This window comes from Streptomyces sp. Sge12 (assembly GCF_002080455.1).
In the GTDB taxonomy this organism is placed as follows: Bacteria; Actinomycetota; Actinomycetes; order Streptomycetales; family Streptomycetaceae; genus Streptomyces.
Window position 1 is genome coordinate 3,650,001 of the sequence record NZ_CP020555.1, and the last position, 26,550, is coordinate 3,676,550.

Annotated in this window: 25 protein-coding genes; 12 read left to right on the forward strand and 13 right to left on the reverse strand. The window is 72.8% G+C overall.

Features of this window, described 5'->3' with window-relative positions:
- The first annotated feature begins 844 nt into the window (after nucleotides 1–844).
- Complete coding sequence (gene trpS / locus B6R96_RS16110; protein ID WP_081522779.1) at nucleotides 845–1,849, forward strand: tryptophan--tRNA ligase; 1,005 nt, start codon at nucleotides 845–847, stop codon at nucleotides 1,847–1,849.
- Nucleotides 1,850–1,897: 48 nt separating this feature from the next.
- Here the strand turns inward: trpS and proC are convergent, their stop codons facing one another.
- The 5 genes from proC to B6R96_RS16135 form a co-directional block, all read right to left on the reverse strand.
- Nucleotides 1,898–2,707 carry a pyrroline-5-carboxylate reductase gene (gene proC, locus B6R96_RS16115; protein WP_030389753.1) on the reverse strand — a complete coding sequence of 270 codons (810 nt, stop codon included), beginning with the start codon at nucleotides 2,705–2,707 and terminating at the stop codon, nucleotides 1,898–1,900.
- Nucleotides 2,708–2,809: 102 nt separating this feature from the next.
- Nucleotides 2,810–3,574, reverse strand: a complete 765-nt coding sequence (locus B6R96_RS16120) for an ABC transporter permease (protein ID WP_081522780.1) — start codon at nucleotides 3,572–3,574, stop codon at nucleotides 2,810–2,812.
- Nucleotides 3,571–4,398, reverse strand: a complete 828-nt coding sequence (locus B6R96_RS16125; protein WP_081522781.1) for an ABC transporter ATP-binding protein — start codon at nucleotides 4,396–4,398, stop codon at nucleotides 3,571–3,573. The genes B6R96_RS16120 and B6R96_RS16125 overlap by 4 nt, the downstream gene beginning before the upstream one ends.
- Nucleotides 4,399–4,455: 57 nt before the next feature.
- Nucleotides 4,456–5,010 (reverse strand): hypothetical protein, encoded by a 555-nt coding sequence (locus B6R96_RS16130; RefSeq protein WP_443069904.1) that lies wholly within the window; start codon nucleotides 5,008–5,010, stop codon nucleotides 4,456–4,458.
- A 126-nt stretch (nucleotides 5,011–5,136) separates the two neighbouring features.
- Nucleotides 5,137–5,436, reverse strand: a complete 300-nt coding sequence (locus B6R96_RS16135; protein ID WP_030389749.1) for a peptidase — start codon at nucleotides 5,434–5,436, stop codon at nucleotides 5,137–5,139.
- Nucleotides 5,437–5,541: 105 nt separating this feature from the next.
- Between B6R96_RS16135 and B6R96_RS16140 the strand changes: the two genes are divergently transcribed.
- The gene (locus B6R96_RS16140; protein WP_237291437.1) at nucleotides 5,542–7,713 is read left to right on the forward strand and encodes a serine/threonine-protein kinase; all 2,172 of its coding nucleotides are present in this window, start codon (nucleotides 5,542–5,544) and stop codon (nucleotides 7,711–7,713) included.
- 72 nt (nucleotides 7,714–7,785) lie between these two features.
- Here B6R96_RS16140 and ilvD read toward each other — a convergent pair whose 3' ends face one another.
- The 5 genes from ilvD to B6R96_RS16165 all read right to left on the reverse strand — a co-directional run bounded on the left by ilvD (nucleotide 7,786) and on the right by B6R96_RS16165 (nucleotide 12,775).
- Nucleotides 7,786–9,636: a dihydroxy-acid dehydratase gene (ilvD, locus tag B6R96_RS16145; protein ID WP_030389747.1), complete on the reverse strand. Its 1,851-nt coding sequence runs from the start codon at nucleotides 9,634–9,636 to the stop codon at nucleotides 7,786–7,788.
- 122 nt (nucleotides 9,637–9,758) lie between these two features.
- Nucleotides 9,759–10,388 carry a TetR/AcrR family transcriptional regulator gene (locus tag B6R96_RS16150; protein ID WP_030389746.1) on the reverse strand — a complete coding sequence of 210 codons (630 nt, stop codon included), beginning with the start codon at nucleotides 10,386–10,388 and terminating at the stop codon, nucleotides 9,759–9,761.
- Nucleotides 10,385–11,272: a sugar phosphate isomerase/epimerase family protein gene (locus B6R96_RS16155; RefSeq protein ID WP_081525128.1), complete on the reverse strand. Its 888-nt coding sequence runs from the start codon at nucleotides 11,270–11,272 to the stop codon at nucleotides 10,385–10,387. The genes B6R96_RS16150 and B6R96_RS16155 overlap by 4 nt, the downstream gene beginning before the upstream one ends.
- Nucleotides 11,273–11,334: 62 nt before the next feature.
- Nucleotides 11,335–11,760, reverse strand: a complete 426-nt coding sequence (locus B6R96_RS16160) for a DUF3592 domain-containing protein (RefSeq protein WP_079405735.1) — start codon at nucleotides 11,758–11,760, stop codon at nucleotides 11,335–11,337.
- A gap of 76 nt (nucleotides 11,761–11,836) precedes the next feature.
- Nucleotides 11,837–12,775 carry a Ppx/GppA phosphatase family protein gene (locus B6R96_RS16165; protein WP_030389743.1) on the reverse strand — a complete coding sequence of 313 codons (939 nt, stop codon included), beginning with the start codon at nucleotides 12,773–12,775 and terminating at the stop codon, nucleotides 11,837–11,839.
- 183 nt (nucleotides 12,776–12,958) lie between these two features.
- Here B6R96_RS16165 and B6R96_RS16170 point away from each other — a divergent pair, with 183 nt between their 5' ends.
- On the forward strand, nucleotides 12,959–13,711 hold the full coding sequence (locus tag B6R96_RS16170; RefSeq protein WP_384512032.1) for a hypothetical protein: 753 nt from the start codon (nucleotides 12,959–12,961) through the stop codon (nucleotides 13,709–13,711).
- Nucleotides 13,712–13,789: 78 nt separating this feature from the next.
- On the opposite strand, the gene B6R96_RS16175 is transcribed toward B6R96_RS16170, so the two are convergent.
- The gene (locus B6R96_RS16175) at nucleotides 13,790–15,553 is read right to left on the reverse strand and encodes a BACON domain-containing protein (protein WP_107475525.1); all 1,764 of its coding nucleotides are present in this window, start codon (nucleotides 15,551–15,553) and stop codon (nucleotides 13,790–13,792) included.
- Between the two features lie 192 nt (nucleotides 15,554–15,745).
- Here B6R96_RS16175 and radA point away from each other — a divergent pair, with 192 nt between their 5' ends.
- Both radA and disA read left to right on the forward strand, forming a co-directional pair.
- Nucleotides 15,746–17,158, forward strand: coding sequence for a DNA repair protein RadA (gene radA, locus B6R96_RS16180; protein WP_030389740.1), 1,413 nt, complete (start codon nucleotides 15,746–15,748; stop codon nucleotides 17,156–17,158).
- A gap of 184 nt (nucleotides 17,159–17,342) precedes the next feature.
- A complete protein-coding gene (disA, locus tag B6R96_RS16185) occupies nucleotides 17,343–18,467 on the forward strand; it encodes a DNA integrity scanning diadenylate cyclase DisA (protein WP_030727101.1) in 1,125 nt (374 codons plus the stop codon).
- Between the two features lie 33 nt (nucleotides 18,468–18,500).
- On the opposite strand, the gene B6R96_RS16190 is transcribed toward disA, so the two are convergent.
- Nucleotides 18,501–19,238, reverse strand: coding sequence for a hypothetical protein (locus tag B6R96_RS16190; RefSeq protein WP_324603934.1), 738 nt, complete (start codon nucleotides 19,236–19,238; stop codon nucleotides 18,501–18,503).
- Nucleotides 19,239–19,461: 223 nt separating this feature from the next.
- Between B6R96_RS16190 and B6R96_RS16195 the strand changes: the two genes are divergently transcribed.
- From B6R96_RS16195 to B6R96_RS38650, 7 genes are all read left to right on the forward strand, one after another.
- Entirely contained in the window at nucleotides 19,462–20,079 is a 618-nt protein-coding gene (locus tag B6R96_RS16195) for a phosphatase PAP2 family protein (protein WP_081522783.1), read from the forward strand.
- Between the two features lie 23 nt (nucleotides 20,080–20,102).
- Nucleotides 20,103–21,065, forward strand: a complete 963-nt coding sequence (locus B6R96_RS16200) for an A/G-specific adenine glycosylase (protein ID WP_081522784.1) — start codon at nucleotides 20,103–20,105, stop codon at nucleotides 21,063–21,065.
- Nucleotides 21,066–21,276: 211 nt separating this feature from the next.
- The gene (locus B6R96_RS16205) at nucleotides 21,277–21,837 is read left to right on the forward strand and encodes a SigE family RNA polymerase sigma factor (RefSeq protein WP_030389735.1); all 561 of its coding nucleotides are present in this window, start codon (nucleotides 21,277–21,279) and stop codon (nucleotides 21,835–21,837) included.
- 35 nt (nucleotides 21,838–21,872) lie between these two features.
- A complete protein-coding gene (locus B6R96_RS16210) occupies nucleotides 21,873–22,514 on the forward strand; it encodes a hypothetical protein (protein WP_081522785.1) in 642 nt (213 codons plus the stop codon).
- Nucleotides 22,515–22,543: 29 nt separating this feature from the next.
- Nucleotides 22,544–23,257 carry a two-component system response regulator CseB gene (gene cseB, locus B6R96_RS16215; protein WP_053704139.1) on the forward strand — a complete coding sequence of 238 codons (714 nt, stop codon included), beginning with the start codon at nucleotides 22,544–22,546 and terminating at the stop codon, nucleotides 23,255–23,257.
- Nucleotides 23,254–24,573 carry a two-component system sensor histidine kinase CseC gene (cseC, locus tag B6R96_RS16220; protein ID WP_030389732.1) on the forward strand — a complete coding sequence of 440 codons (1,320 nt, stop codon included), beginning with the start codon at nucleotides 23,254–23,256 and terminating at the stop codon, nucleotides 24,571–24,573. Before cseB ends, cseC begins: the two co-directional genes overlap by 4 nt.
- A gap of 71 nt (nucleotides 24,574–24,644) precedes the next feature.
- The gene (locus B6R96_RS38650; protein ID WP_081522786.1) at nucleotides 24,645–25,799 is read left to right on the forward strand and encodes a LamG-like jellyroll fold domain-containing protein; all 1,155 of its coding nucleotides are present in this window, start codon (nucleotides 24,645–24,647) and stop codon (nucleotides 25,797–25,799) included.
- 88 nt (nucleotides 25,800–25,887) lie between these two features.
- On the opposite strand, the gene B6R96_RS16230 is transcribed toward B6R96_RS38650, so the two are convergent.
- Nucleotides 25,888–26,481 carry a M23 family metallopeptidase gene (locus B6R96_RS16230; RefSeq protein WP_030389730.1) on the reverse strand — a complete coding sequence of 198 codons (594 nt, stop codon included), beginning with the start codon at nucleotides 26,479–26,481 and terminating at the stop codon, nucleotides 25,888–25,890.
- Nucleotides 26,482–26,550 lie beyond the last annotated feature (69 nt).

Sequence of the window (26,550 nt, forward strand, 5' to 3'; positions counted from 1 at the left end):
CGCGCCACAACGTCCTCGCTGTGTTTGTCGCCTGCCAGTGCCCGAAGGCCCGACAGGTCTTTTTCAAAGGAACCTCATCCACCGAAGTGGACGGGGTATCAACTTCTGGCGTTGATTTTTGGCACGCTGTTGAGTTCTCAAGGAACGGACGCTTCCTTTGTACTCACCCTCGCGGGCTTTCCTCCGGGCTTTCGTTCTGTTCTTGCGTTTCCGACTCTATCAGAGTCAGTCCCGCTCCGCTTTCCAGGTTTTCGCTTTCGCGTTTCCCTTTCCGGCGGTTCCGACTCTATCAGACCCTTTCGGTCCTGATCCCCGGTCAGCGGGGTTTGTCTGCTGGGCTGTTGGGCCCTTTCGACGAGTGAGACAGTAGCGGATTCCTTGCCTCCGAACCTAATCGGCGGCTGCGTCCTGGAACGCGGATTCCTCATTCGCAAATACGCATGAAAACAAGACGACGGAGTGCGTCGTTCGTTCGAATGTGTGGTGCGGGATGAGCTGCCCGGGGACCGACCAGGGTCGGCGCTCACTTCGGACAACTCGAAGAACCTTACGGACCGGGCACACCTGTGTCAACCCCCGCCGGCCCGCCGCGCGGAGTGCGCGAAACTCACCGCGTCCTCACCCCTCTCCGTCTACGCTGGGCCCATGACTACGCATGCGCTCACGCTCAGCCTTCGCTGGTGGCCCGCCTGACGGCGGCCGACCTTCCACGCGAGCACGCATGCGCTCACGGCCGCCGCTACGGCGGCCGCTCTTGTTTTCTCCCCTCCCGGGAGTGGCTCGGTCGCCCGACACGACGGCACCGACACCACTCACGCACGGACGACAGAGGGAGAACAGGGACATGGCGACGACAAGGATCTTCAGCGGGATCAAGCCCACCGGACACCTGACGCTGGGGAACTACCTGGGGGCCGTCCGGCAGTGGGTCGCCGCCGAGTACGAACCCGAGTCCGCGCTGTTCTGCGTCGTCGATCTGCACGCACTCACCGTCGAGCACGAGCCGGCTCGCGTACGCAGGCTCAGTCGGCAGGCGGCAACACTGCTGCTGGCCGCCGGGTTGGATCCGCAGCGGTGCACCCTCTTCGTACAGAGCCATGTCGACGAGCACACGCGGCTGGCCTACCTGCTGGAGTGCACCGCCACCGACGGCGAGCTGCGGCGGATGATCCAGTACAAGGAGAAGGCGGCGAAGGCGCAGGTCTCCGGGGAGGGCGTACGGCTGTCTCTCCTCACCTATCCCGTGCTGATGGCCGCCGACATCCTGGCGTACGAGGCCCAGGAGGTGCCGGTCGGTGAGGACCAGCGGCAGCACGTCGAGCTGACCCGGGATCTCGCGGTGCGGTTCAACCAGCGCTACGGGCACACCTTCACCGTGCCGCGGGCCACGCTTCCGGCGGTGGCCGCACGGGTCATGGATCTCCAGGACCCGACGTCGAAGATGGGGAAGTCGCACGACAACGGGGCGGGGATCATCTACCTGCTCGACGAGCCGGGGGTCGTGCGCAAGAAGGTGATGCGGGCGGTCACCGACAGCGGCGACGGCGGCGTGGTCCACGACCGGCAGACGCGGCCGGGGGTCGCGAACCTGCTGGACATCCTCGCGGCGTGCACCGGTGGGGATCCGGCCGTGCTCGCCGACGGGTACAGCGGCTACGGCGCGCTGAAGCGGGATGTCGCCGACGCGGTGGTCGAGCTGCTGCGGCCGGTGCAGGAGCGGCATGCGGAACTGGCGGGCGACCCGGCCCAGGTGGAGAAGGTGCTGCGGGAGGGCGCCGGGCGGGCCAGGGAACTGGCACGGCCCGTGGTGGACCGGGCGTACCGGGCGATCGGGTTGCTGGAGCCGTGACGGGTGGGGGCCCCGCGCGCCGCGGGGCCCCCACCGGTACGGGGTGTCTCAGCTGTTGCCGGAGGCGAGCTCGCGGCTGCGGTCGCGGGCCGCTTCCAGGGCGGCGATGAGGGCGGCGCGTACACCGTGCCGCTCCAGCTCGACGATCGCGTTGATCGTCGTACCGGCCGGGGAGGTGACGGCCTCGCGGAGCTTGACCGGGTGCTCGCCGCTGTCCCGGAGCATCACGGCGGCGCCGATGGCGGCCTGGACGATCAGGTCGTGGGCCTGGGCGCGGGGCAGGCCGAGGAGGATGCCGGCGTCGGTCATCGCCTCGACGAGGAAGTAGAAGTAGGCGGGTCCCGAGCCGGAGAGGGCGGTGGCCGCGTCCTGCTGGGACTCGGGGACGCGCAGGGTCTTGCCGACGCTGCCGAAGATCTCCTCGGTGTGGGCGAGGTGGGCGGCGGTGGCGTGGCTGCCGGCGGAGATGACGGACATGGCCTCGTCGACGAGGGCCGGGGTGTTAGTCATGACGCGGACGACAGGGGTGCCGGGGCTGAGCCGTTCCTCGAAGAAGGCGGTGGGGACGCCCGCGGCACCGCTGATGACGAGGCGGTCGACGGGTACGTGCGGGGCGAGCTCGTCGAGGAGCTTGGCCATGTCCTGGGGCTTGACGGTGAGGATGAGGGTGTCGGCACGCTTGGCGGCCTCGGCGTTGGAGACGGCCTCGACCCCGTAGCGGGTACGGAGCTCCTCGGCGCGCTCGGCACGGCGGGCGGTGACGAGGAGCTTCGAGGCGGGCCAGCCGCCGCGGATCATTCCGCTGAGCAGGGCCTCGCCGATCTTGCCGGTACCGAGGACTGCGACTGTCTGGGTCATGCCCGATTCACCTCGCCGAACTGTGTTGCGCGTGAGATACGTATGCGTCCTCATCCTTTCACCCGGGAAAGGAACGGGGCGGGACTGTCCGGCCTGTGGGCGTCAGGGGGTGCGGCGGCGGAGGGTGACCGCGCCGAGGGCGAGGACGAGCAGGGCGCACGCGGCGACGATGCCTGCGTCGCGGACGAACTCGGCGGTCATGTCGGTATGGGTGAGGACCTGGGTCATGCCGTCGACGGCATAGGACATGGGCAGCACGTCGGACAGGCCTTCGAGGACCGGGTGCATGGTGTCGCGGGCCGCGAAGAGGCCGCACAGGAGGAGCTGGGGGAAGATCACCGCCGGCATGAACTGGACGGCCTGGAACTCGGAGGCCGCGAAGGCGGAGACGAAGAGCCCGAGGGCGGTGCCGAGGAGGGCGTCGAGCAGCGCCACGAGCAGGAGCAGCCAGGGGGATCCGATGACGTCGAGGCCGAGGGCCCACAGGGCGAGGCCGGTGGCCAGGAGGGACTGGAGGACGGCGACGGCGCCGAAGGCGAGGGCGTAGCCGGCGATCAGGTCGCCCTTGCCGAGCGGCATCGCGAGGAGGCGTTCCAGGGTGCCCGAGGTGCGTTCGCGCAGGGTGGCGATGGAGGTCACCAGGAACATGGTGATGAGCGGGAAGATCCCGAGGAGGGACGCCCCGATACCGTCGAAGGTCGTGGGGCTGCCGTCGAAGACGAAGCGCAGCAGGGTGAGCATCAGTACGGGGACCAGGAGCATCAGCGCGATGGAGCGCGGGTCGTGGCGGAGCTGGCGCAGCACGCGGGCGGCGGTGGCGGCGGTGCGGGCGCCGCTCATGGCGGTCGTGGCGGTCATGGCGGTCATCGGCTCTGCTCCGGGGTGAGGGCGGCGGCGGCCACGTCGGCGGCCTTGGCGTGGGCGTTGGCCTCGTCGACCAGGCGCAGGAAGCCCTCTTCGACGGTGGCGGAGTGGGTACGGGTGCGCAGTGCGTCGGGGGTGTCCTGGGCGAGGATGCGGCCCTCGCGCATGAGGAGCAGGTCGTGGCAGCGCTCGGCCTCGTCCATGACGTGGGAGGAGACGAGGATCGTCGCGCCGCGGGTGGCGGTGATGTCGTGGAAGAGGTTCCACAGGTCGCGGCGCAGCACCGGGTCGAGGCCGACGGTGGGTTCGTCGAGGACCAGGAGCTCGGGGGTGCCGAGCAGGGCGACGGCGAGGGAGACCCGGCTGCGCTGGCCGCCGGAGAGGTTCCCGGCGAGGGCGCCGGCCCGGCTGGTGAGGTCGACGTCGGTGATGGCGCGGCTGACGGCGGCGGCGCGGCGGTCGGCGGCGGCCCGGCCGGGGTCGAGGACTGCGGCGAAGTAGTCGAGGTTCTGCCGGACGGTGAGGTCGTCGTAGACGCTGGGCGCCTGGGTGACGTAGCCGATGCGGGAGCGGAGCCGGGGGTGGCCGGCGGGCTCGCCGAGGACGTCGAGGGTGCCGGTGACGTGGGCCTGGGTGCCGACGACGGCGCGCATGAGCGTGGACTTTCCGCAGCCGGAGGGGCCGAGGAGGCCGGTGATGCGGCCGCGGGGGACGTCGAAGGCGAGGGAGTCGAGGACGGTGCGCAGGTTGCGGCCGGTGCCGCGGCGGACGGTCAGGTCACGGGCGTGGACGGCGGCCGGGTCTCCCTCGGCCTGGTTATTCATCATGTGATGAATAATGCTCCTGGCGGTGCCGGGACGTCAATCGCCGGGAGGGGTGCGGGCTTACTTCTTGCGCTTGGGGCGGCGCGCGGCCGGGTTGCCCGTACGGGTGTTGCGGCGGCGGGCGTATTCGGCGCGGGCGCTCTCGTACTCGGCGCGGTGGAGCTTCTCGCCCGGGGCCTCACCGAGGCAGCGCAGGAAGTACGCGATCAGGGAACCGATGAAACCGATCGTCTTCAGGCCCTTGAGCGCGGCCTCGTCGGAGGACGGAGCGGGGCGACGGCTGTAGGAGGCCCAGGTCTTGGTGAAGGCGATGGAGCTGGCGATCGCGAAGAGGACGACGACCGAGATGCTGAGGAAGGGGCCGACGTGGCCGATCTCCAGGCCCTCGTAGGCGAGGCGGAGCAGTACGGCGGAGGAGACGGCGGTGGCCAGCGAGCCGATGGCGAGGCCGACGCGGAGCAGGGCGTAGCCGCCGTCGTGGTTCACCCACGTGGTGCCGAAGAACCGGAGCGGCTCCGGCTGCGGGCCTGCGGGCACCTCGGCCTGGGCCGGGGCCTGGCCCCGGCCCAGGCGGGCCGGCTCGGCGGGGGTCTGGTCTCGCTGGTCGTCGCTCACGTCAGCGATTATCCCTCGCCGGGCCGGCCGGGCCGGGTGTGTCTCACGTGTCAGACGGGTCCGTCACCCGTCGTCGCCACGGCCGGCCCCCGTCCCCCCACGGAGCCCGGCACGGGACCCGGCGACTCAGCAGCGGGTCGCGACGTAGCCGTCGCTGCCCGTCCTGACGTAGGCGTCGGAGACGAACTGCCCGTTGCCGATGCAGTCCCAGATGTCGGTCGTGCCGTACGGACCGGAGACCGTCGTACCCGGACCCTGGCAGCGGATCGAGACGTACGAGTCGTAGGGCAGGACCTTGACGATGGAGTAGCTGGTGCCCGGGCCGCTGCGGACGTTCACCCGGTAGCCGGGCGCGACCGGAAACGTCTGGAAACCGGACGTGGCGGCGAGGCTCTGGACCTGGCCGGACTCACTCGTTTCGGACATGCGAAAACTCCCCCCTGAGCGTTGCGCTTCGCAACTCGCGCAGGGTAGCAGGACCTTGGAGATCCTCAGGGGGCATCGACTAGGCTCCGGCGGGGGTGGTCAGCGGTGCAGTCGCTGCGCAGGGATCGGGCGGGCTTTCCGGAGTACGCCGGGCAGTACCGGCTGGAATCCGTCCTGGGTTCGGGCGGCATGGGTGTCGTCCACCTCGCCACCTCCGCCTCGGGGCTGAAACTCGCCGTCAAGATCGTGCATCCCGAGCACGCCGTGGATCCGGAGTTCCGGGCCCGGTTCCGGCAGGAGGTCGCCGCCGCGCGCAAGGTGAGCGGCGCGTTCACCGCGCCCGTCGTGGACGCCGACCCCGATGCCGAACGGCCGTGGATGGCGACGCTGTTCATCGACGCGCCGACCCTCTCCGAGCGGGTACGGGAGCAGGTGCTGGAGCCCGCCGAACTGGCCCGGCTCGGCGCCGGACTGGCCGAGGCGCTGCGCGACATCCACCGGGCCGGCGTGGTGCACCGGGACCTGAAGCCGAGCAACGTCCTGATGGCGCCCGACGGGGTGCGGGTCATCGACTTCGGGATCTCCCGGCCGACGGACAGCGATCTGCGCACCGAGACCGGGAAACTGATCGGGACACCGCCCTTCATGGCGCCCGAGCAGTTCCAGCGGCCGCGCGAAGTGGGGCCCGCGGCGGACCTGTTCGCGATGGGCGCCGTCCTCGTGCACGCGGCGACCGGGCGCGGGCCCTTCGACTCCGACAGCCCCTACCTGGTGGCGTACCAGGTCGTCCACCACGACCCCGACCTGACCGGACTGCCCGCGGAGCTGATGCCGATCGTCGAGCGCTGCCTCGCGAAGGACCCGGCCGAACGCCCCACCCCCGATGCGCTGATCAGTGAGCTGCGGGCGCTGGCGTACCCCACCTCGGAGGACACCCGGGCCTTCATCCCGAACCCGCGGCGCCCGCAGCGGAGGGAGGAGAGCACCCACCGGCGGGACCGCATCGTCGCCGCACCCGGACCCGAACCCGCGCCTGCTGCCCGTCCCCGGCGGCGGGCGCGGCTGTTCGTGGCGGTGGGGATCGTGCTGCTGGTGACCGCCGGGGCGCTCGGCGGATACCTGGCCCTCGGGGCCGACGCGGGCGCGCCGGACGTGTCGGACCCCTCCGCCGTGCACGCCGCGGCCACCGGAGCGGGCTCCGGGGCGGGCGCTGTGACCCCGTGGGCGGTACCGGTCGGCGCGCGGGGGCAGGGCAACCCCTTCCCGGCCTGCTCCTGGTCGGCCGGAGCCCTCTACTGCACGGGGCCCGGGCTGGCGGCCGCCCGCCTCGACCCCGGGAACGGCTCGGTGCTCTGGTCCGTACCCGGCACGGCACCCGCGTCGCGGATGACGCCGAATCCGGCCCCGCTGCACGCCGCCGGGCTGGTGCTCGCGGTGGACGACGGCGGGAAGACGCTCCGGGCGCTGGATCCGGCGGCCGGCGCGCAGCGCTGGAAGCGGAACCTGCAGCAAGGCGCGCAGGTGGTGCCCGTGGGAGAGCTGCTGCTGGTCACGGGCCCGGACGGGAACGTCACGATGCTCGACGCGGCCACCGGCGCGGCCCGCTGGACGCACCGGCTCGGCGGGCCCGGCTCCGTCTGGTCCGCCGGACCGGACCCGTCCGGCGGCGTGCTCCCGTACGTGTCCACGCAGGCCGCGGACGGGAGGTCCACGCAGGTCAGCGCGGTCGATCCGGCGAACGGCACGGTGCGCTGGCAGCTCCGCAGCCCGTCCCTGCTGGAGCCGGTCGGCGCGGGGGCCGGCGGGCTGTACCTGCTGGAGGGCGACTCACGGTCCGCGTCCGGGGCGGTCAGCAGGGCCGTCATCCGGGTGGACCTTGCGACCCGTGCCGTACGCAGGACCGCGCTGGCCGCGCCGCTGCTCGACGCGCAGGCCGCGGTCGGCCCGGACGGGCGGGTGTACGCCTTCGGGACGGGCGGCGCCCTGGTCGCGGTCGGGGCGGAACGCGAGGAGTGGCGGCTGGAGACGGGCGTGGCCGTGGGCTCGCGGCCGGTGGTCCACGACGGACGGATCCACCTGACGGCGTCCGACGGGCGGACGCTGGCGGTGGACGGCGGCGGGCGGCTGCTGGGCCAGACGAAGCCCCGGATCGGGGGCGGGCCGGGCGGCTACACCTCCACCCTGCCCGCGCCGGTGGTCGGGGACGGGCGGCTGTTCGCGAGCGCGCCCGACGGGACGGTGTTCGCGGTGGCCGCGGGCGCACCCGCCGCCTGGTGACACGGTGACATGCGGGCGCCCCCGCACCGGAGGGTGCGGGGGCGCCGGCGGGGCGTTCGCGTGCGTGCGCGATCAGCCGAGGAGGTTGACGTCGCGGACCGCGCCCTTGTCGGCGCTGGTGGCCATGGCGGCGTAGGCGCGCAGGGCCGCGGAGACCTTGCGCTCGCGGTTCTTCGGCGCGTAGACGCCACCGAGGGCCTCGTGGCGGGCGGCGAGGGTGGCCTCGTCGACCAGCACCTCGATGGACCGGTTCGGGATGTCGATGCGGATCCGGTCGCCGTCCTCGACGACCGCGATGGTGCCGCCCGAGGCCGCCTCCGGGGAGGCGTGGCCGATGGACAGGCCCGAAGTGCCGCCGGAGAAGCGGCCGTCCGTGACCAGGGCGCAGACCTTGCCGAGGCCGCGGCCCTTGAGGAAGGAGGTCGGGTAGAGCATCTCCTGCATGCCGGGGCCGCCGCGCGGGCCCTCGTAGCGGATGACGACGACGTCGCCCGCCTTGATCTCCTTGCGGAGGATCTTGTCGACGGCCTCGTCCTGGGACTCGCAGACCACGGCCGGGCCCTCGAAGGTCCAGATCGACTCGTCGACGCCGGCGGTCTTCACGACGCAGCCGTCGACGGCGATGTTGCCGCGCAGCACGGCCAGTCCGCCGTCCTTGGAGTACGCGTGCTGCACCGAGCGGATGCAGCCGCCCTCGGCGTCGAGGTCGAGGGTCTCCCAGCGCTTGGACTGGGAGAAGGCGGTGGCGGAGCGCTCGCAGCCGGGGGCCGCGTGCCACAGCTCCATGGCCGTGTCGCTGGCCGTCCCGGAGCGGGCGTCCCACTGCGCGAGCCAGTCCTCCAGGCCGTCGGAGTGGACGGTGGTGACGTCCTTGTTGAGGAGGCCGCCGCGGTGGAGCTCGCCGAGGATGGCGGGGATGCCGCCGGCCCGGTGGATGTCCTCCATGTAGTACGTGCCGCCGGGCGCCACGTTCGGCGCGACCTTGGCCAGGCACGGGACGCGGCGCGAGACGGCGTCGATGTCGGTGAGGTCGTACTCCAGGCCCGCTTCCTGGGCGGCGGCCAGCAGGTGCAGGATCGTGTTCGTGGAGCCGCCCATCGCGATGTCGAGGGCCATGGCGTTCTCGAAGGCCTCGCGGGTGGCGATGCTGCGCGGCAGGACGGACTCGTCGCCGTCCTCGTAGTAGCGCTTGGTGATCTCCACGACCGTGCGGCCGGCGTCCTCGTACAGGGCGCGGCGGGCGGTGTGCGTGGCGAGGACCGAGCCGTTGCCCGGGAGGGCCAGGCCGATGGCCTCGGCGAGGCAGTTCATCGAGTTGGCGGTGAACATGCCCGAACACGACCCGCAGGTCGGACAGGCGTTCTCCTCGATCCGCAGGACGTCCTCGTCCGAGACGTTCTCGTTGGAGGCGTCGACCATGGCGTCGATCAGGTCGAGCTTGCGGACGGTGCCGTCGACGAGGACGGCCTGACCGGCCTCCATCGGGCCGCCGGAGACGAAGACGACCGGGATGTTCAGCCGCATCGCGGCCATCAGCATCCCGGGCGTGATCTTGTCGCAGTTGGAGATGCAGATCAGCGCGTCGGCGCAGTGCGCCTCGACCATGTACTCGACCGAGTCCGCGATCAGGTCGCGGGAGGGGAGGGAGTACAGCATGCCGCCGTGGCCCATGGCGATGCCGTCGTCGACCGCGATGGTGTTGAACTCGCGCGGGATGGCGCCGGCGGCGCGGATGGCGTCGGAGACGATCCGGCCGACGGGGGCCAGGTGGGTGTGGCCGGGGACGAACTCGGTGAAGGAGTTGGCGACCGCGATGATCGGCTTGCCGATGTCCGCGCTCGCTACGCCCGACGCGCGCATCAGCGCACGCGCGCCTGCCATGTTGCGGCCGTGGGTGACGGTGCGGGACCTCAGCTCGGGCATGCGGTTTCACTCCCCATGAGTGCGGCTGTACGGTCAGCCGCGACTGCGGATATGGCTCAGATACGAGGCTACGCCCACCGCTCGCGATCCGGACACCGCGTCCGGATGCCGGGACGGGAGGGTCATTCCTCGGTCAGGTACCGCTGGAGCGTGGGCGCCACCAGAGCCACGATCTTCTCCGGGTCGGCGGACGCCAGGGGCTCCACCTGGACCACGTAGCGCAGGATCGCGATGCCGACCATGTGGGAGGCGGCGAGCTCGGCGCGGAAGGTCGGGTCGGGTACGTCGAGATCGGCGGCGACGCGCTCCAGGAGCCGCCGCAGTACCAGCTGGCGCAGCACCTTCGCGGCGGCCTCGTGCGTGAGCGCCGAGCGGATCACGGCGAGCAGCGGGACCCGGGTGACCGGGTTCTCCCAGACGCCCAGGAAGTAGCGGGCGAGGCGTTCGCCGATGCCCTCCGGCCCCTCGCCGATGATCGCGGGGACCACCAGGGCTGGCTCGATGCTGACCTCGATGGCCGCGGCGAAGAGATCGTCCTTGCTGCCGAAGTAGTGGTGGACGAGCGCCGGGTCGACGCCGGCCACCTTCGCGATGCCGCGCACCGACGTCTTGTCGTACCCGCGCTCCGCGAACACCTCGCGGGCGGCGAGCCGGATGCGCTCCTGGGTGCCGGGGCCCTCGTCGGCCTCGTCCTGCCGGGGGCGGCCGGGGCCGCGGCGGCGGGGCTTCGGTGCGTCGGGGGCGGCCGTCACGGGCGGTGGGCCCCGTCGCGCTCGGGCTCGGCAGCGGTGTTGCCGGTGGTGCCGGTGGCCGTGCCGGTGCCGGTGGCGCCTTCGGCGGTGGCCAGGTGCAGGCGGGTGAAGGCCAGCGCCTCGGCGAGGTCGGCCTCGCGCTCGGCGGAGGACATCGCCCGGCGGGTGTTCACCTCGATCACGACGTGCCCGTCGAACGAGGTCCGCGCCAGGCGCTCCAGGAGCTCGGCGCAGGGCTGCGTACCGCGGCCCGGGACCAGGTGCTCGTCCTTGGCCGATCCGTTCCCGTCGGCGAGGTGGACGTGCGCGAGCCGGTCGCCCATCCGGTCGATCATGGCGGTGGCGTCGGTGCGGGCGGTCGCGGTGTGCGACAGGTCGACGGTGAAGTGCCGGTAGTCGTCCTTGGTGACGTCCCACTCGGGGGCGTACGCGAGCATCTCGCGGTCGCGGTAGCGCCACGGGTACATGTTCTCCACGGCGAAGCGGACATCGGTCTCGTCGGCCATCCGCCAGATGCCGGTGACGAAGTCCCGCGCGTACTGGCGCTGCCAGCGGAACGGCGGATGCACGACCACGGCGGACGCCCCGAGCCGCTCGGCCGCCGCCTGCGCCCGCTGCAGCTTCGTCCACGGATCGGTGGACCAGACCCGCTGGGTGATCAGGAGACACGGCGCGTGCACGGCCAGGATCGGCACCCCGTGGTGGTCCGAGAGCCGGCGCAGGGCGTCGACGTCCTGACTGACCGGGTCCGTCCAGACCATGACCTCGACGCCGTCGTACCCCAGGCGCGCGGCGATCTCGAAGGCGGTCGCCGTCGACTCCGGATAGACCGAGGCGGTGGAGAGGGCGACTTTCGCGGTCGGGACACGGACTGGTTCTGCCACGGAGACAGGGTACGGGCCCACGGCGGCGGCCGACCGTGACGGCGGCCACGCCGAGAGGGCCGTCACAGGGTGACCAGCCGGACGAGCACCACGATCACCGTGCCCGCCGTGAAGATCGACCCCAGCACGGTGAACAGCAGATCGACGACCCTGGAATCCCAGCCCACGACCTCGAAACGGCTGGGCCTGTCCGGGTCGTACCGGACCTTGACGCCCGCTCCCACCCGGTAGGCGTGTCCGACCGACCCGCGGCCGAACCTGGACGCGTACTCGTGGGCGCGCCCGTCCCGCGCGGTCCAGGCCGCGACCGGGTGGTGGTAGATCGCCCCCTCGTCCCCCTTCGACACCTCGTGGCGCACGATCCGGCCCGCTGCGATGACGCCCTTGCGCCGCAGCAGACCCGCTCGGCGCAGGCCGTAGCCGCCGACGCCGAGGAAAGCGACACCGAGCGTCAGGGGTATGAGGGAGAAGAGCCATTCGCGTCCCATGATCTGTGCGACGCGTCCGCGGGAGCTCCGGTTGCGCTGCGCCCCGGACCGGGTGGCGCTGCGCCCCGGGCCGGGCTCACACCCCCGGCGCCGGCATGTGGTCCAGGCGGCGCAGGATCACGCCCTCCCGCAGGGCCCACGGGCAGATCTCCAGGTCCTCCACGCCGAAAAGGTCCATCGTGGCCTCCGCGACCAGGGCGCCCGCGAGGAGCTGGTTCGACCGGCCCTCCGAGACGCCCGGGAGGGCCGCGCGCTGGGCCGTGGTCATCGCCGCCAGGCGCGGGACCCACTCCTCCAGGGACTTGCGGCTCAGGTCCCGCTGCACGTACAGGCCCTCCGCCGAGCGCGCCGCGCCCGCGATGCGGGCCAGCTGCTTGAAGGTCTTCGAGGTCGCCACCACGTGGTCCGGAGCGCCGAAGCGGCGGAACTCGCCGACCGTGCGGGCGATCTCCGCCCGCACGTGCCGTCGCAGCGCCCGGATGTCCAGCGCGTCCGGCGGGTCGCCCGGGAGCCAGCCCGAGGTGAGGCGGCCCGCGCCCAGCGGGAGGGAGACGGCCGCGTCCGGGTCCTCGTCGATGCCGTACGCGATCTCCAGCGAGCCGCCGCCGATGTCCAGGACCAGCAGTTTCCCGGCGGACCAGCCGAACCAGCGGCGGGCGGCGAGGAAGGTGAGCCGGGCCTCGTCCTCGCCGCTCAGCACCGGCAGGTCGACACCGGTCTCGGCCTTGACCCGGGCGAGGACCTCGTCCGCGTTCGTGGCCTCGCGCACGGCGCTGGTCGCGAAGGGCAGGACGTCCTCGCACCCCTTGTCCTCGGCGGCCTGCACCGCGTCACCGATCACCGAGACGAGACGCTCGACGCCGTCAGGCGTGACGGCGCCGGCCTCGTCGAGCAGCTGCGCCAGCCGCATCTCCACCTTGTGCGAGTGCGCCGGCTGCGGGCGCGCGCCGGGGTGCGCGTCCACCACCAGCAGATGGACCGTATTCGAACCCACATCCAGCACACCGAGTCTCATAGGGGGAAACGCTACTGCGAGGAAGACTCGGGGGTTGAGTAAGGGGCGCATAGGCTTGGGTTTGTGCCAAATACGAAGAAGGCCAACAAGACCCGGTCGCAGAAGGACACGGGCAAGGACACCGGCAAGGACAGGACCAAGGACGGCGCCGGGGCGAAAGCCAAGCGCGGCAAGGACAAGGTCGTGGCCGTGGCCGACGAGAAGGGGCTCGACTTCCCTCGGGCCTGGGTGGAGTTCCCCGACCCCGCCGACGACGAGCAGATCTTCCGCTGCGACCTGACCTGGCTCACCTCCCGCTGGACCTGCATCTTCGGCAGCGGCTGCCAGGGCATCCAGGCGGGCCGGGCGGACGACGGCTGCTGCACGCTCGGCGCGCACTTCTCCGACGAGGACGACGAGAAGCGGGTCGCGCAGCACGTGGCCCGGCTGACGCCCGAGGTGTGGCAGTTCCACGACGTCGGCAGCGAGAGCGGGTGGACGCAGCACGACGACGACGGGGAGAAGCAGACCCGCCGCTGGGACGGCGCGTGCATCTTCCTCAACCGGCCGGGCTTCGCCGCCGGTGCCGGCTGCTCGCTGCACATCCTGGCCGTGAAGGAGGGCCGGGAGCCGCTGGAGACCAAGCCCGACGTCTGCTGGCAGCTGCCGATCCGCCGCACGTACGACTGGATCGACCGGCCCGACGACACCCGCGTGCTCCAGGTGACGATCGGTGAGTACGACCGCCGCGGCTGGGGTCCGGGCGGCCACGACCTGCACTGGTGGTGCACGTCGGCCACCTCGGCGCACGGCGCCGGGGAGCCGGTGTACGTGTCGTACCGGCCGGAGCTGACGGAGCTGATGGGCAAGGAGGGGTACGACGCGCTCGTGGAGCTGTGCGAGGCGCGGCTCGCCTCGCTGCTGCCGATGGCCCCGCACCCCGCGGATCCCGCCTGACCCGACCGGCGGCCGACCCGGCCGGTGCCTGACCGGCCTGCGAGTCGGCCGGCGGGCGACCCGGCCGGCGGCCCGGTCTCAGGGGCCCGAGGATCCCGACGGAGCCGGGTCCGGGGCCGGGGAAACCGTTCCGCCTGTGCCCTCCGTCGAGGACGGCGCGGGTGTCGGGGACGGCGGCGGGATCGTCGGCTCCGTCGGGGACGGGGTCGGTGTGCCCGGCTGCGTCGGGTCCGGCGAGGGCGCCGGGGTCGCGGGCTGCGTCGGGTTCTGGGTGGGCGCGGGTGTGGACGCCGGGCGGCCCCGGCCCTGGATGGAGACCACCGCGCCGCTGGGGTCGATCCCGACCCGGGCCGTCCAGCCACCGACGGGCTGGGCCTCGGGGTCCACGACGATACGCAGGGTGACCGATTCTCCTGGGGCCAGCGTGCCCGCGGTGCGGCTCGCGCGCAGCCAGGGGGCGTCGGACCACAGCCGCCAGTCGACCGGGGCGCCGCCGGAGGCGGTGAGGGTGAGCAGGGTGACGGACCCCTGCGAGGAGGCGGCCACGGCGAGACGGCCGGCGCTGCCGGGGTGGTCGGGGGTGGCCGGCGGGCCGGTGCTGATCACCTCGACGGAGACGTCGGAGCTGGTGTCGCTCTGGGCGAAGCCCGGGCCGCCGGTGGTGGTGGCGGCGTTCCCGGCGTTCTCGTAGGCGGTGAGCGGGCGGCCGTCGGTCCGCGCGGTCGGGAGCTCGGACTCGCTGGCGGAGATACGGGTGGCATCGCCGCCGGGCTCGCCGGAGTCCGGCCCGCCCCGGTACGCGGCCCACAGCGCGAGGACCGGGGCGGCGACGACGGTGGCGACCACGGTGGTGGTCACCACCCGGGCGCGCAGCCGGTCGCGGCGGGCCGCCCGGTCCTTGGGATCCATGGGGAAACCGGTGCGGTCGAAGCGCGGGGCGGCTCCGCTCCGGCCGCGGCCCCGGCCGGAGCGGAGCATCGCGGCGTGGACGGCGGTGCGAGGGGCGGGTACGAGGGGGAGGGCGGCGGAGTTGAGGCCGCCGGATCCCGGCCAGGGGCCGGCGGCGCCCACGCGTTCGGCGGCGCGGCGGCAGCGGGGGCAGTCGTCGACGTGGCGGACGAGCTCGGCGCGCAGGGTGCTGGAGAGCAGGACGTTGCCGTCGCCGTCGTCACCGGTGAGCCGGGAGACGCTCGGGCAGTTGCCGGTCTCCACGACGGCGAGGGCGGCGCGGGTGCGCTCCACCTCGCAGGCGGCGCCGGAGAGCAGCTCGCGGGCGGCGGCCGCGGGGGTGCCGAGGACGGCGGCGAGTTCGGGCACGCCGAGGCGGTGGCGGACGGCGAGTTCGAGGGCCTCGCGCTGCTCGGGTGTGGTGCCGGCGGCTTCGGGCCAGGCGAGCCGGGCCAGCTCGGTACGGCGGTAGGCGCTGACGTCAAGGGGCCGATGGGCCTCCGGGCCGCGCTCGGAGCCGGTGTCACCACCCGGCGCACGGTCGCGCTCCATGTGCTCCGGCGCACGCCGGGCGGAATGCGCTCCCTGCCGTGCGCGCCGCTGATCCGCCAGCCGGTGCAGGCAGCCCCAGCGGGCGAGTGCGTAGAGCCAGGCGCGCCGGTCCCCCTCGTCGGGGCAGCGGCCCGGGTGCCGCTCGGCGACGGCGAGGACGTCCCCGAGCACGTCGGTCGCGGTGTCGTGGTCGCACAGGACCGACAGGCAGTACGTGAACAGGCCGTCCAGGTAGGGCTCGTGCCGGAACGGCGGCGGCTGCTCGCCCTCGTGGGGCGTGCGCCCGTGCGCCCGGTGTGCGCCGGTGCGCGCTGAGGAGTGTGCCTGGTTGCTGCTGTTCACCTGGCGACCGTAGGCGGCGCGCCGGGGACGCTCTGGAAGCCTTCACCACATTTAGCCCTTACGGGTGAACAGATCGGTGGGTCGCTGACGCAGGCCCTGACGACGCGGGCCCTGACGCGGTACGCCCGCCGGAAGGCCGGCCCCTCCCGCCCGAGGTCCGGGCTGTCAGTGGGGACGGCTACCGTGAACGCCATGGCTGCCCGCACCGCTCGTTCATCCGCCAAGGACCGGCCGTCCTACCGCTGTACCGACTGCGGCTGGACGACCGCGAAGTGGCTTGGCCGCTGTCCCGAGTGCCAGGCCTGGGGCACCGTCGAGGAGATGGGCGCGCCCGCCGTGCGGACCACCGCCGCCGGCCGGGTCTCCACCGCCGCCCTGCCGATCGGCCAGGTCGACGGCCGGACGGCGACCGCCCGCAGCACCGGCGTGGACGAGCTGGACCGCGTCCTCGGCGGCGGGCTCGTGCCCGGCGCCGTCGTCCTGCTCGCCGGTGAGCCCGGCGTCGGCAAGTCGACGCTGCTGCTGGACGTCGCGGCGAAGGCGGCCAGCGACGAGCACCGCACCCTGTACGTGACCGGCGAGGAGTCGGCGAGCCAGGTGCGGCTGCGGGCCGACCGGATCAACGCTCTCAGCGACCACCTCTACCTGGCCGCCGAGACGGACCTGTCCGCCGTGCTCGGGCACCTCGACGCCGTGAAGCCCTCCCTGCTGATCCTGGACTCCGTACAGACCGTCGCCTCCCCCGAGATCGACGGCGCGCCCGGCGGCATGGCCCAGGTGCGCGAGGTGGCCGGGGCCCTGATCCGGGCCTCCAAGGAACGCGGGATGTCCACCCTCCTCGTCGGCCACGTGACCAAGGACGGGGCCATCGCCGGTCCCCGTCTGCTGGAGCACCTCGTCGACGTCGTCCTGAGCTTCGAGGGCGACCGGCACGCCCGGCTGCGGCTGGTGCGCGGCATCAAGAACCGGTACGGGGCCACCGACGAGGTCGGCTGCTTCGAGCTGCACGACGAGGGGATCACCGGCCTCGCCGACCCGAGCGGGCTGTTCCTGACCCGGCGGGCCGAGGCCGTGCCCGGCACCTGCCTGACCGTGACGCTGGAGGGGAAGCGCCCGCTGGTCGCCGAGGTGCAGGCGCTGACCGTGGACTCGCAGATCCCCTCCCCGCGGCGCACCACCTCCGGTCTGGAGACCTCGCGCGTCTCGATGATGCTGGCGGTGCTGGAGCAGCGCGGCCGGATCACGGCGCTCGGCAAGCGCGACATCTACAGCGCCACGGTGGGCGGGGTGAAGCTCACCGAACCGGCCGCCGACCTGGCGATCGCGCTCGCGCTGGCCTCCGCCGCCAGTGACGTCCCGCTCCCGAAGAACCTCGTGGCGATCGGTGAGGTCGGCCTGGCCGGCGAGGTGCGCCGGGTCACCGGCGTGCAGCGGCGGCTCGCGGAGGCGCACCGGCTGGGGTTCACGCACGCGCTGGTCCCGGCGGATCCGGGCAAGGTGCCGGCCGGGATGAAGGTCATCGAGGTGGCCGACATGGGCGACGCGCTGCGGGTGTTGCCGCGCGGCCGGTCCCGTACGCCGGCCAAGGAGCGGTCGGCGGAGTAACCGCCCCCCAGGGGGGAACGATCCGCTGGTCGGGGGCCCGTACGAGCCCCGCGCACGCCGTACCCGGACAAGCCACGGCGGGGCCGCGGCGCACGCCGGTAGACTTCTGGATGGTCCGCCCGGCCGTACGCACGTCCTCGTGCCCGCGGCGCAGGGCGGCACAACCCGCGACCGGAGGAGTGCAGTGGCAGCCAAGGACGGGGCAGCAGCATCCGGCAAGTCGGGCGCGAGCTCCAAGCAGGAGGCCATGATGCGCGCCTCGCTGAGCGCGGTCGCACCTGGTCAGCCGCTGCGTGACGGCTTGGAACGGATCGTCCGCGGCAACACCGGCGGGCTCATCGTCCTCGGTATGGACAAGAGCGTCGAGGCGATGTGCACCGGTGGCTTCGTCCTGGACGTGGAGTTCACCGCGACCCGGCTGCGCGAGCTGTGCAAGCTCGACGGCGCACTCATCCTCGACAAGGACATCACCAAGATCCTGCGGGCCGGTGTCCAGCTGGTGCCCGACGCGTCGATCCCGACGGAGGAGACGGGCACCCGCCACCGCACGGCCGACCGCGTCTCCAAGCAGTGCGGCTTCCCCGTGGTGTCGGTGTCGCAGTCGATGCGGCTGATCGCGCTGTACGTGGACGGGGAGCGGCGGGTCCTGGAGGAGTCCGGGGCGATCCTGTCGCGGGCGAACCAGGCGCTGGCCACGCTGGAGCGGTACAAGCTGCGCCTCGACGAGGTCGCGGGCACGCTGTCGGCGCTGGAGATCGAGGACCTGGTCACGGTCCGCGACGTGACGGCGGTCGCGCAGCGGCTGGAAATGGTCCGCCGAATCGCGACCGAGATCGCCGAGTACGTGGTCGAACTGGGCACGGACGGGCGACTGCTGTCGCTCCAGCTGGACGAGCTGACGGTCGGGATCGAGCAGGAGCGCGAGCTGGTCATCCGGGACTACGTGCCGGAGCCGACGGCGAAGCGTTCCCGCACGGTGGACGAGGCGCTGGCGGAGCTGGACGCGCTGACCCATCCGGAGCTGCTGGAACTGGCGATCGTGGCGCGGGCGCTCGGGTACACCGGTTCGCCGGAGACCCTGGACTCGGCGGTGTCGCCGCGCGGCTACCGGCTGCTGGCGAAGGTGCCGCGGCTGCCCGGGGCGATCATCGAGCGGCTCGTGGAGCACTTCGGCGGGCTGCAGAAGCTGCTCGCCGCGAGCGTCGACGACCTCCAGGCGGTGGACGGGGTGGGCGAGGCCCGTGCCCGCAGCGTCCGCGAGGGCCTGTCCCGCCTGGCCGAGTCGTCCATCCTGGAGCGGTACGTCTGACCCGCGCCGCCCGGTCGACCTGCTCAGTCCTGCTCAGTCCTGCTTCAGGACGAACGAGGTGCGGGCCACCGGCATGCCCGGGGCCTTGACCTCGACCACGTAGGTGTCGGGAGCCGCGGACCCCGCCGGAGGCGTCTGGCACTGGTCGGCCGCGCTGAACCGGCGGTCCCAGTCCAGCGACTGCTTGGTCTCGCCCTGCGCCGGCAGGCGGAAGAAGGCGTTGCCCGCGCCCGCCGGGCAGTCCGCCGAGGACCACACCGCCTTGCTGCTGCTCGCCTGAAGGATCGTCAGGACGGCCTGCTTCGGGCCGAGATCGACCTTGCAGCTGGTTCCGGACGTGTTGCGGGCGACCAGTTCGAGGCGGGGCTTCTCGTTCGCCTCGTACTCGTTCTTCACGCTCTTGACCTCCCACTGCAGCGCGCCCGGCGCGCAGGTGGGCAGCGGGGAGTCCGCCGGGACCTGGGCGGGGCCGCCCGCGGCGCCCCCGGAACCGGAGCCGCCGTTCGAGGCCGCGCCGCTGCCCGGTTCGCCGTTCTTGCCCGCGCCGCCCGTGGAGCCGCCCTCGGAGCCGGTGGTTCCGCCACTGCCCGACTCCGGGCGCCCGCCGGGGGCCGCACTGATCGCGGGGCCGGTACCGGCCGGACCCGGGGTGATCGAGCTGACGGGGTCGGGGCCGCCCCGGCCCTTTCCGTTGGTACTCGTCCTCCCCCCACCGGAACTGACGGTCCATACGGCGAGGAGCGCGAGGAGCGCGACAACGGAAGCCAGCACAGCCCTCCGTCGCCAGTAGATGGAGGAGGGGAGCGGCCCGACCGGATTGCGCAGAGATCCCACGGACGGAACTTTACGAGAGTTCGCGACCCGATCAGTGCCCCACATGCCGCGCGGTGCACTCGATTTGCCGATGATCATCCTGCGGGCTCAACCGTCGGCATCGAGAACCGGCCAAAGGGCTGACGCGGAGATCCATCCGCTGTGAGTACGTTCGGTAGGCATGGACAGTTCCGACCTCTACCGCGCCGTCATCGGTTTCGCCCACGGGACACCCTCGTGGGTGCAATCGTCCTTCGAGATATGGACGCGGTACGGACTACTGCTCTTCGGGGTGCTCTTCGGCGCCGTCTGGTGGCGCTCGCGCGCCCGGGGCCCGGCCCGGCCGGTGGCGCTGGCCGTCCTCGCGCCGCTGGCCACCGCCCTCGCGTACGGCGCATCGGAGGTCGTGAAGTCCACGGTGGACGAGGAGCGGCCCTGTCGCGCCGTCGCCGGGGCCGCCGCCTCCCTGGTGCCCTGCCCCGGGCCGGGCGACGGGTCGTTCCCCAGCAACCACGCGGTCCTCGCGGGCGCCGCCGCCGTGGCACTGGCCCTGGCCGTACGCCGGCTCGCGCTGCTGACCGTGCCGCTCGCGCTGCTGATGGCCTTCTCCCGGGTCTTCGTCGGCGTGCACTACCCGCACGACGTGGCGTTCGGCCTGCTGCTCGGCGGTTCGGCCGCCGCCCTCGCCGTCCTCGCGCTCGCCGGTCCGGCGGCTGCGCTCGTCACCGCCGCGCGGGCGGGCGCGATCCCGGCCGTCGTCCGGTTCACCGGCCCCGGTCCGGCGCGCCGAGGCCCGTGAAACGTGCCAGGATGCCGTCTGCCATGACTGCATCCCCCGCTTCCTCCACGGCCGTATCCCCCGACTCCTCCCACGCGCTGCACTCCCCGGTCATCGCGTGGTTCGACGAGCACGCCCGCGACCTGCCCTGGCGCCGCCCCGAGGCCGGCCCCTGGGGGGTCATGGTCAGCGAGTTCATGCTCCAGCAGACGCCCGTCAGCCGGGTCCTGCCGGTCTACGAGCAGTGGCTCGCCCGGTGGCCCCGCCCCGCGGACCTGGCCGCCGAGGCGCCCGGCGAGGCCGTACGGGCCTGGGGCCGGCTCGGCTACCCGCGCCGCGCGCTGCGGCTGCACGGCGCGGCCGTCGCCATAACGGAGCGGCACGGGGGCGACGTACCGCGGGACCACGCGCAGCTGCTGGCGCTGCCCGGGATCGGCGAGTACACGGCGGCGGCCGTGGCCTCCTTCGCGTACGGGCAGCGGCACGCCGTCCTCGACACGAACGTCCGGCGGGTCTTCGCCCGCACCGCGACCGGCGTCGAGTACCCGCCGAACGCGACGACCGCCGCCGAGCGGCGCCTGGCCCGGGCCCTGCTGCCCGAGGACGAGGAGACGGCGGCCCGCTGGGCGGCGGCCTCGATGGAGCTCGGCGCACTGGTGTGCACCGCCAAGAGCCCCGACTGCGCGCGCTGCCCGGTGGCCGGCCTGTGCGCGTGGCGCCTCGCCGGGAAGCCCGCGCACGAGGGTCCGCCGCGGCGCGGGCAGACGTACGCCGGGACCGACCGGCAGGTGCGCGGAAAGCTCCTCGCCGTGCTCCGGGAGGCGGTCGGCGCCGTGCCGCAGGCCGTGCTCGACACGGTCTGGGACGAACCGGTGCAGCGGGCGCGGGCACTGGACGGCCTGGTCTCCGACGGGCTGGTGGAACCCCTGGACGGAGGCCTCTACCGGCTCCCCCAGTCGGCCCCGCAGACAGCGCCGCAGACAGCCCCGCAGTCGGCGCCGCAGTAGGCCCCGCGGACGGCCCCCGGACCCGACCGAAGCTGACGCGACGATTCCGCTTCCTGCCGTGAACTCGCAGCTCACGGGGGCTGTTACACAACCTATGGGTGTCCGTGCGTCCACCGAAGGCTGGCCCGCACAGGCCCGTGACAACCCCTCCGTACCTTCGAATCCGTAAGGCAGCGGATGAGCGGGTGGACGGCAGCGGAGGCGGTCTGAGATGGCGCACGGTGAGGTACTCGAATTCGAAGAGTACGTACGCACCCGGCAGGACGCACTGCTGCGCAGCGCCCGCCGCCTGGTCCCGGACCCCACCGACGCCCAGGACCTCCTGCAGACCGCGCTCGTACGCACCTACGGCCGCTGGGACGGCATCGCCGACAAGTCCCTGGCCGATGCCTACCTGCGCCGCGTCATGATCAACACGCGTACCGAGTGGTGGCGTGCCCGCAAGCTGGAAGAGGTCCCCACCGACCAGCTCCCCGACGCCTCCGTCGAGGACGGCACCGACCAGCGCGCCGACCGCGCCCTCCTCATGGACATCCTCAAGGTTCTCGCGCCCAAGCAGCGCAGCGTGGTCGTGCTGCGACACTGGGAGCAGATGAGCACCGAGGAAACGGCCGCGGCGCTCGGGATGTCGGCGGGAACCGTGAAGAGCACTCTGCACCGCGCGCTGGCCCGCCTCCGGCAGGAGCTGGAGAGCCGGGACCTGGACATGCGTGCGCTGGAGCGCGGTGACCACACCATGCGGTACGAGGGGCGTGAGCGGTGCGCGGCCTGAACGGCCAAGGTTTGTCCGGAGGTTCTCTGGTACTGATGTCGGCGGGGACGGTCGTCCTCGTCGGCACAGCCGTGTTCGCGGTCGGGTGCGCCACCGGCGGCACCGGCCTGCGCGACGGCGGCCCGGCCCGTACCGAGGCCGTCGCCAGAACCACTCCCCCGGGAGCCTCCCCCGAAGACTCCTCCGCGGCGTCGCCCGCCGCGTCGGGGCAGGCGCTGAAGAAGGTCGACCCCGTCGCCCTGCTGATGAAGGACCCCAAGGTCAGCAGCGAGGTCAAGCGCGACCTCAAGCCGTGCTCGGGCAAGGAGTACCCGGTGGACGTGAGCTACGGGAAGGTCACCGGCGGCCCCGTCGCGGACATCGTCGTCAACGTCCTGTCCTGCGCCGACGCCCTGGGGCGCGGAACCTACGTGTACCGGGCGGACGGCGGCGCGTACGAGAATGTGTTCTCGGACGAACAGCCACCCGTCTACGCGGAGATCGACCGGGGCGACCTGGTCGTCACGAAACAGGTCTACGGAAAGAGCGACGCGCTCGCCTATCCGTCGGGCGAGGACGTGATCACCTACCGCTGGAACGGGGAGAAGTTCACCGAGCAGGACCGAGTTCACTCGGAGTACAGCAACGTGGTCGACGGCGGAGTCCAGCCCGCCCCGGTCACGAGTCAGAAGAACTGAGCACAGAAGAACCGAGGCGAGGCTCCCGCATGGCCGAGACCCATGTCCTGTTCGTGGAGGACGACGACGTCATCCGAGAGGCCACGACCCTGGCGCTGGAGCGCGACGGGTTCGTGGTCACGGCCATGCCCGACGGCCTGTCCGGCCTGGAGTCCTTCCGCGCGGACCGGCCCGACATCGCACTGCTGGACGTGATGGTCCCGGGCATGGACGGCGTGAGCCTGTGCCGCCGCATCCGCGACGAGTCCACCGTCCCGGTGATCATGCTCTCCGCGCGCGCCGACTCCATCGACGTGGTGCTGGGCCTGGAGGCGGGCGCCGACGACTACGTCACCAAGCCCTTCGACGGATCCGTGCTCGTCGCCCGGATCCGCGCCGTGCTGCGCCGCTTCGACCACTCGGGCGGCCCGCAGAACGGCGGCCCGAACGGGGCGGACAACGGCTCGGACGCCGAGCGCGGGGTGCTCTCCTTCGGCGACCTGGAGGTGGACACCGAGGGCATGGAGGTCCGCCGGGCGGGCGCCGCCGTGGCGCTGACGCCGACCGAGATGCGGCTGCTGCTGGAGTTCTCCTCCGCGCCCGGCACCGTCCTGTCGCGCGACCGCCTGCTGGAGCGCGTCTGGGACTACGACTGGGGCGGTGACACCCGCGTCGTGGACGTCCACGTCCAGCGCCTGCGCACCAAGATCGGCCAGGACCGGATCGAAACGGTCCGGGGCTTCGGGTACAAGCTCAAGGCATGAGACGGTTCACGTTCCGCACGGGCATCCGGTGGAAGATCACGGTCGCCATCGCCTCGGTGGGCGTCCTCGTCACGGTCGCCCTGAGTCTGGTGGTGCACAGTGCTGCCCGCGTGTCGATGCTGGAGAGCGCCCGCGAGGTCCAGCTGGAGCGCGTGCAGTTCATCTCCCGCAATGCCGACGCCGGGCGCAAGCCGCCCATGGGCGCCAAGCTCAACGACCCCGAACTGCCCTCCGAACTGCGGCACAAGGCCCAGTCGGGCCGGCGCGGGACCTACATCCAGGAGCGGCCGCACGGGGGGCTGCCCGAGGTGTGGGCCGCCGTACCGCTCGGGAACGGGCAGGTGCTCTCGCTGCACACGCCGTTCCGGGAGAGCGCCAACCTGCTCCCGGACCTGGACCGGGCCCTGGTCATCGGCGGCCTGTCCGCCGTGATCGGCGGCTCGGCTCTCGGCGTGCTCATCGGCGGGCAGATCTCGCGCAGGCTGCGCAAGGCCGCGGCCGCCTCGCAGCGGGTGGCCCACGGTGATCCCGACGTACGCGTCCGGGACGCGGTCGGCGGCGTCGTACGGGACGAGACGGACGACCTCGCGCGGGCCGTGGACGCCATGGCCGACGCCCTCCAGCAGCGGCTGGAGGCCGAGCGGCGGGTGACCGCGGACATCGCGCACGAACTGCGGACCCCGGTCACCGGCCTGCTCACGGCGGCCGAACTGCTGCCTCCGGGACGGCCGACCGAGCTGGTGCGGGACCGGGCCCAGGCCCTGCGCGCGCTGGTCGAGGACGTACTGGAAGTGGCCCGGCTGGACAGCGCGTCGGAGCGGGCGGAGCTCCAGGACGTGGCGCTGGGCGAGTTCGTCGGCCGTCGGGTCGCGTCGCTGATGCCGGAGGCGACCGTACGGGTCGTCGCGGACGAGATCGTCAGCACCGACCCGCGGCGCCTGGAACGGATCCTGGGCAACCTGCTGGCCAATGCCGCGCGCTACGGGCAGCCGCCGATCCAGGTCGACGTCGAGGGCCGGGTCGTACGGGTCCGGGACCACGGGCCGGGCTTCCCGGAGGCACTGCTGCGCGAGGGCCCGAGCCGCTTCCGCACCGGGTCGACGGACCGCGCGGGCGTGGGACACGGGCTGGGGCTGACCATCGCGGAGGGCCAGGCGCGGGTGCTGGGCGCCCGGCTGACGTTCCGCAACGTGGCCGCCCGGGGCGGCGTGGAGCGCCAGGGCTCGGCGGCGGGTGCGGTGGCGGTGCTGTGGCTGCCGGAGCACGCGCCGACGGCGACGGGCAGCTTCCCGATCCTGGGCCCCGCACAGGGCTGAACCGGGGCGGGTCGGGCGGGACGGACCCCGGGCCGTACCCGCCCCGGGGTCCGTGACTTAGCATCCGTGGCATGACCGACGGTACGAATCCCCCGAGCCACCCGCAGCCCGAGCCCGCCCCCGGCAGCGGCGGATACGGGTTCCCGCCGGGACCGCCCGCGCAGGGCGGCTACGGCTACCCGTCCTCGGCCGGCAGCTACGGCTACCCGCAGGGCGGCCAGCAGCCGAACCCCTACCAGCAGCAGGACGCGGGAGGCGGCCAGTGGCAGCCGGCGCCGACCCCGGCCCAGCCGGGCTTCACGCGGCTCGCCGGCCCGGACCTGCCCGGCGCACCGCAGCCGGACTGGGACGCCATGGCCGACCGCTCGGCGGCGGAGCGGCGCAAGAAGCGGCTGTGGATGCTGGGCGGCGGGGTGACCGTACTGGCACTGCTGGCCGGCGGCGGAACGTTCTTCCTGTTGGGCGACGGCGGCGACGACAACGGTCAGCCGGACGCGCAGCCCTCGGCGTCGGCCGCCGCACCCGAGCCGGGCGAGTCCTCGCCCGCCGCGTACACCGCCACCGTCGCGGGCGACGACACCCTGCTGCGCGACAGCTACGGAAAGATGGGCATACGGCTGGGCCCCGACCTCAAGGTCGGGCCGCTGGGCAAGCGGTTCCAGGTCGTCGGCAAGGGCACCGCGAAGTCGTGGGGGCAGTCCGCCGAGCCGGTCGTGGACGTGACGAAGAGCTTCACCCTCACGGCCCGGGCCTACAACTCCGCGGCCAAGGGCTCGCGGATCGTCATGAGCCAGGGCGACGGGGAGTCGTTCTCCTTCGAGCTCGGCGTGAACGAGGTGAACGGAAAGCAGGCCTGGATCTTCCGCGTGCAGACGGGCGACAAGGGCGCCGCGGCCACCACGCGGACCGTCACCGCCGAGGGGCTCAACATGGTGAAGACCCCCACGCTGCTGATGGCCACCTACGACGCCGAGAAGAAGGCGATCGCCCTCTACGTGGACGGCAAGAAGGCCGGCGAGACCCCGGTGGGGCCCATCTGGCAGGCCCCCGGCCCGCTCCAGCTCGGCCGGTCCAAGCACCACAACATCTGGACCGGTCCGTGGCAGGGCGCCCTGCACAACATCAAGGTCTACGACATGGCCTTCACGGTGGACCAGGCCGCCGGGTACAAGGAGGGCAAGCTCTCACCTGCACCGAAGCCGACCCATGCCTGGCTGCTCACCTGATCGGTGAGCAGGGCGGGTCGGCCGGTCGGACGCATCGGATGCGTCAGTTGTGCGAGATGCGCGAGATGCGCGAGATGCGCGAGATGCGTCAGACGGTGACGCCGTTGGTGCGCAGGAAGGCCACCGGGTTGACGGCGGAGCCGTAGTTCGGGGTGGTGCGGATCTCGAAGTGCAGGTGCGGGCCGCTGGAGTTGCCGGTGTTGCCGGACAGGGCGATCCGCTGCGAGGCCTTGACCTTCTGGCCGATCTTGACCTGGATCTTCGAGAGGTGCGCGTACTGCGAGTACGTGTTGTTGGCGTGCTTGATCACGATGGCGTTGCCGTACGCGGGGCCGTCGCCGCCGCCGTTCGGGCCGGCCTTGACGATGACGCCGGAGGCCGCGGCCTGGACCGGGGTACCGACCGGAACGGCGAAGTCCTGGCCGGAGTGCTTGTGGGACCACATGTTGCCGCCCTTGCCGAAGGTGGCGGACAGCGTGTACTTCTCCAGCGGCTTGTCCCAGAGACCGGTCTTCGAGGCGCCCGCGGCACCGGCCGCGCCGGCCGCCTTGGCGGTGACGGCGGTCTGCGGGGCGTCTGCGAACGCGGCGGTCGTGCCCGCCCCGAGGGCCAGCACCGCACCGAGAGCGGTGGTGCCGACAGCGATACGGGTACGACGGGTGATGACGCGCTTCGCGAACATGTGCAGACCTCCGGGGCCGGGGACAAGGGGGGTTCACACCTGCAAGAGGCATGAAGTGACCCGACACGA

Excerpts from the sequence above, each read along its gene's own strand:
- trpS (WP_081522779.1), top strand. The coding sequence starts at position 845 with ATGGCGACGACAAGGATCTTCAGCGGGATCAAGCCCACCGGACACCTG.
- proC (WP_030389753.1), bottom strand. The coding sequence starts at position 2,707 with ATGACCCAGACAGTCGCAGTCCTCGGTACCGGCAAGATCGGCGAGGCC.
- B6R96_RS16120 (WP_081522780.1), bottom strand. The coding sequence starts at position 3,574 with ATGACCGCCATGACCGCCACGACCGCCATGAGCGGCGCCCGCACCGCC.
- B6R96_RS16125 (WP_081522781.1), bottom strand. The coding sequence starts at position 4,398 with ATGATGAATAACCAGGCCGAGGGAGACCCGGCCGCCGTCCACGCCCGT.
- B6R96_RS16135 (WP_030389749.1), bottom strand. The coding sequence starts at position 5,436 with ATGTCCGAAACGAGTGAGTCCGGCCAGGTCCAGAGCCTCGCCGCCACG.
- ilvD (WP_030389747.1), bottom strand. The coding sequence starts at position 9,636 with ATGCCCGAGCTGAGGTCCCGCACCGTCACCCACGGCCGCAACATGGCA.
- B6R96_RS16160 (WP_079405735.1), bottom strand. The coding sequence starts at position 11,760 with ATGGGACGCGAATGGCTCTTCTCCCTCATACCCCTGACGCTCGGTGTC.
- B6R96_RS16165 (WP_030389743.1), bottom strand. The coding sequence starts at position 12,775 with ATGAGACTCGGTGTGCTGGATGTGGGTTCGAATACGGTCCATCTGCTG.
- radA (WP_030389740.1), top strand. The coding sequence starts at position 15,746 with ATGGCTGCCCGCACCGCTCGTTCATCCGCCAAGGACCGGCCGTCCTAC.
- B6R96_RS16195 (WP_081522783.1), top strand. The coding sequence starts at position 19,462 with ATGGACAGTTCCGACCTCTACCGCGCCGTCATCGGTTTCGCCCACGGG.
- B6R96_RS16200 (WP_081522784.1), top strand. The coding sequence starts at position 20,103 with ATGACTGCATCCCCCGCTTCCTCCACGGCCGTATCCCCCGACTCCTCC.
- B6R96_RS16205 (WP_030389735.1), top strand. The coding sequence starts at position 21,277 with ATGGCGCACGGTGAGGTACTCGAATTCGAAGAGTACGTACGCACCCGG.
- B6R96_RS16210 (WP_081522785.1), top strand. The coding sequence starts at position 21,873 with ATGTCGGCGGGGACGGTCGTCCTCGTCGGCACAGCCGTGTTCGCGGTC.
- cseB (WP_053704139.1), top strand. The coding sequence starts at position 22,544 with ATGGCCGAGACCCATGTCCTGTTCGTGGAGGACGACGACGTCATCCGA.
- cseC (WP_030389732.1), top strand. The coding sequence starts at position 23,254 with ATGAGACGGTTCACGTTCCGCACGGGCATCCGGTGGAAGATCACGGTC.
- B6R96_RS38650 (WP_081522786.1), top strand. The coding sequence starts at position 24,645 with ATGACCGACGGTACGAATCCCCCGAGCCACCCGCAGCCCGAGCCCGCC.
- B6R96_RS16230 (WP_030389730.1), bottom strand. The coding sequence starts at position 26,481 with ATGTTCGCGAAGCGCGTCATCACCCGTCGTACCCGTATCGCTGTCGGC.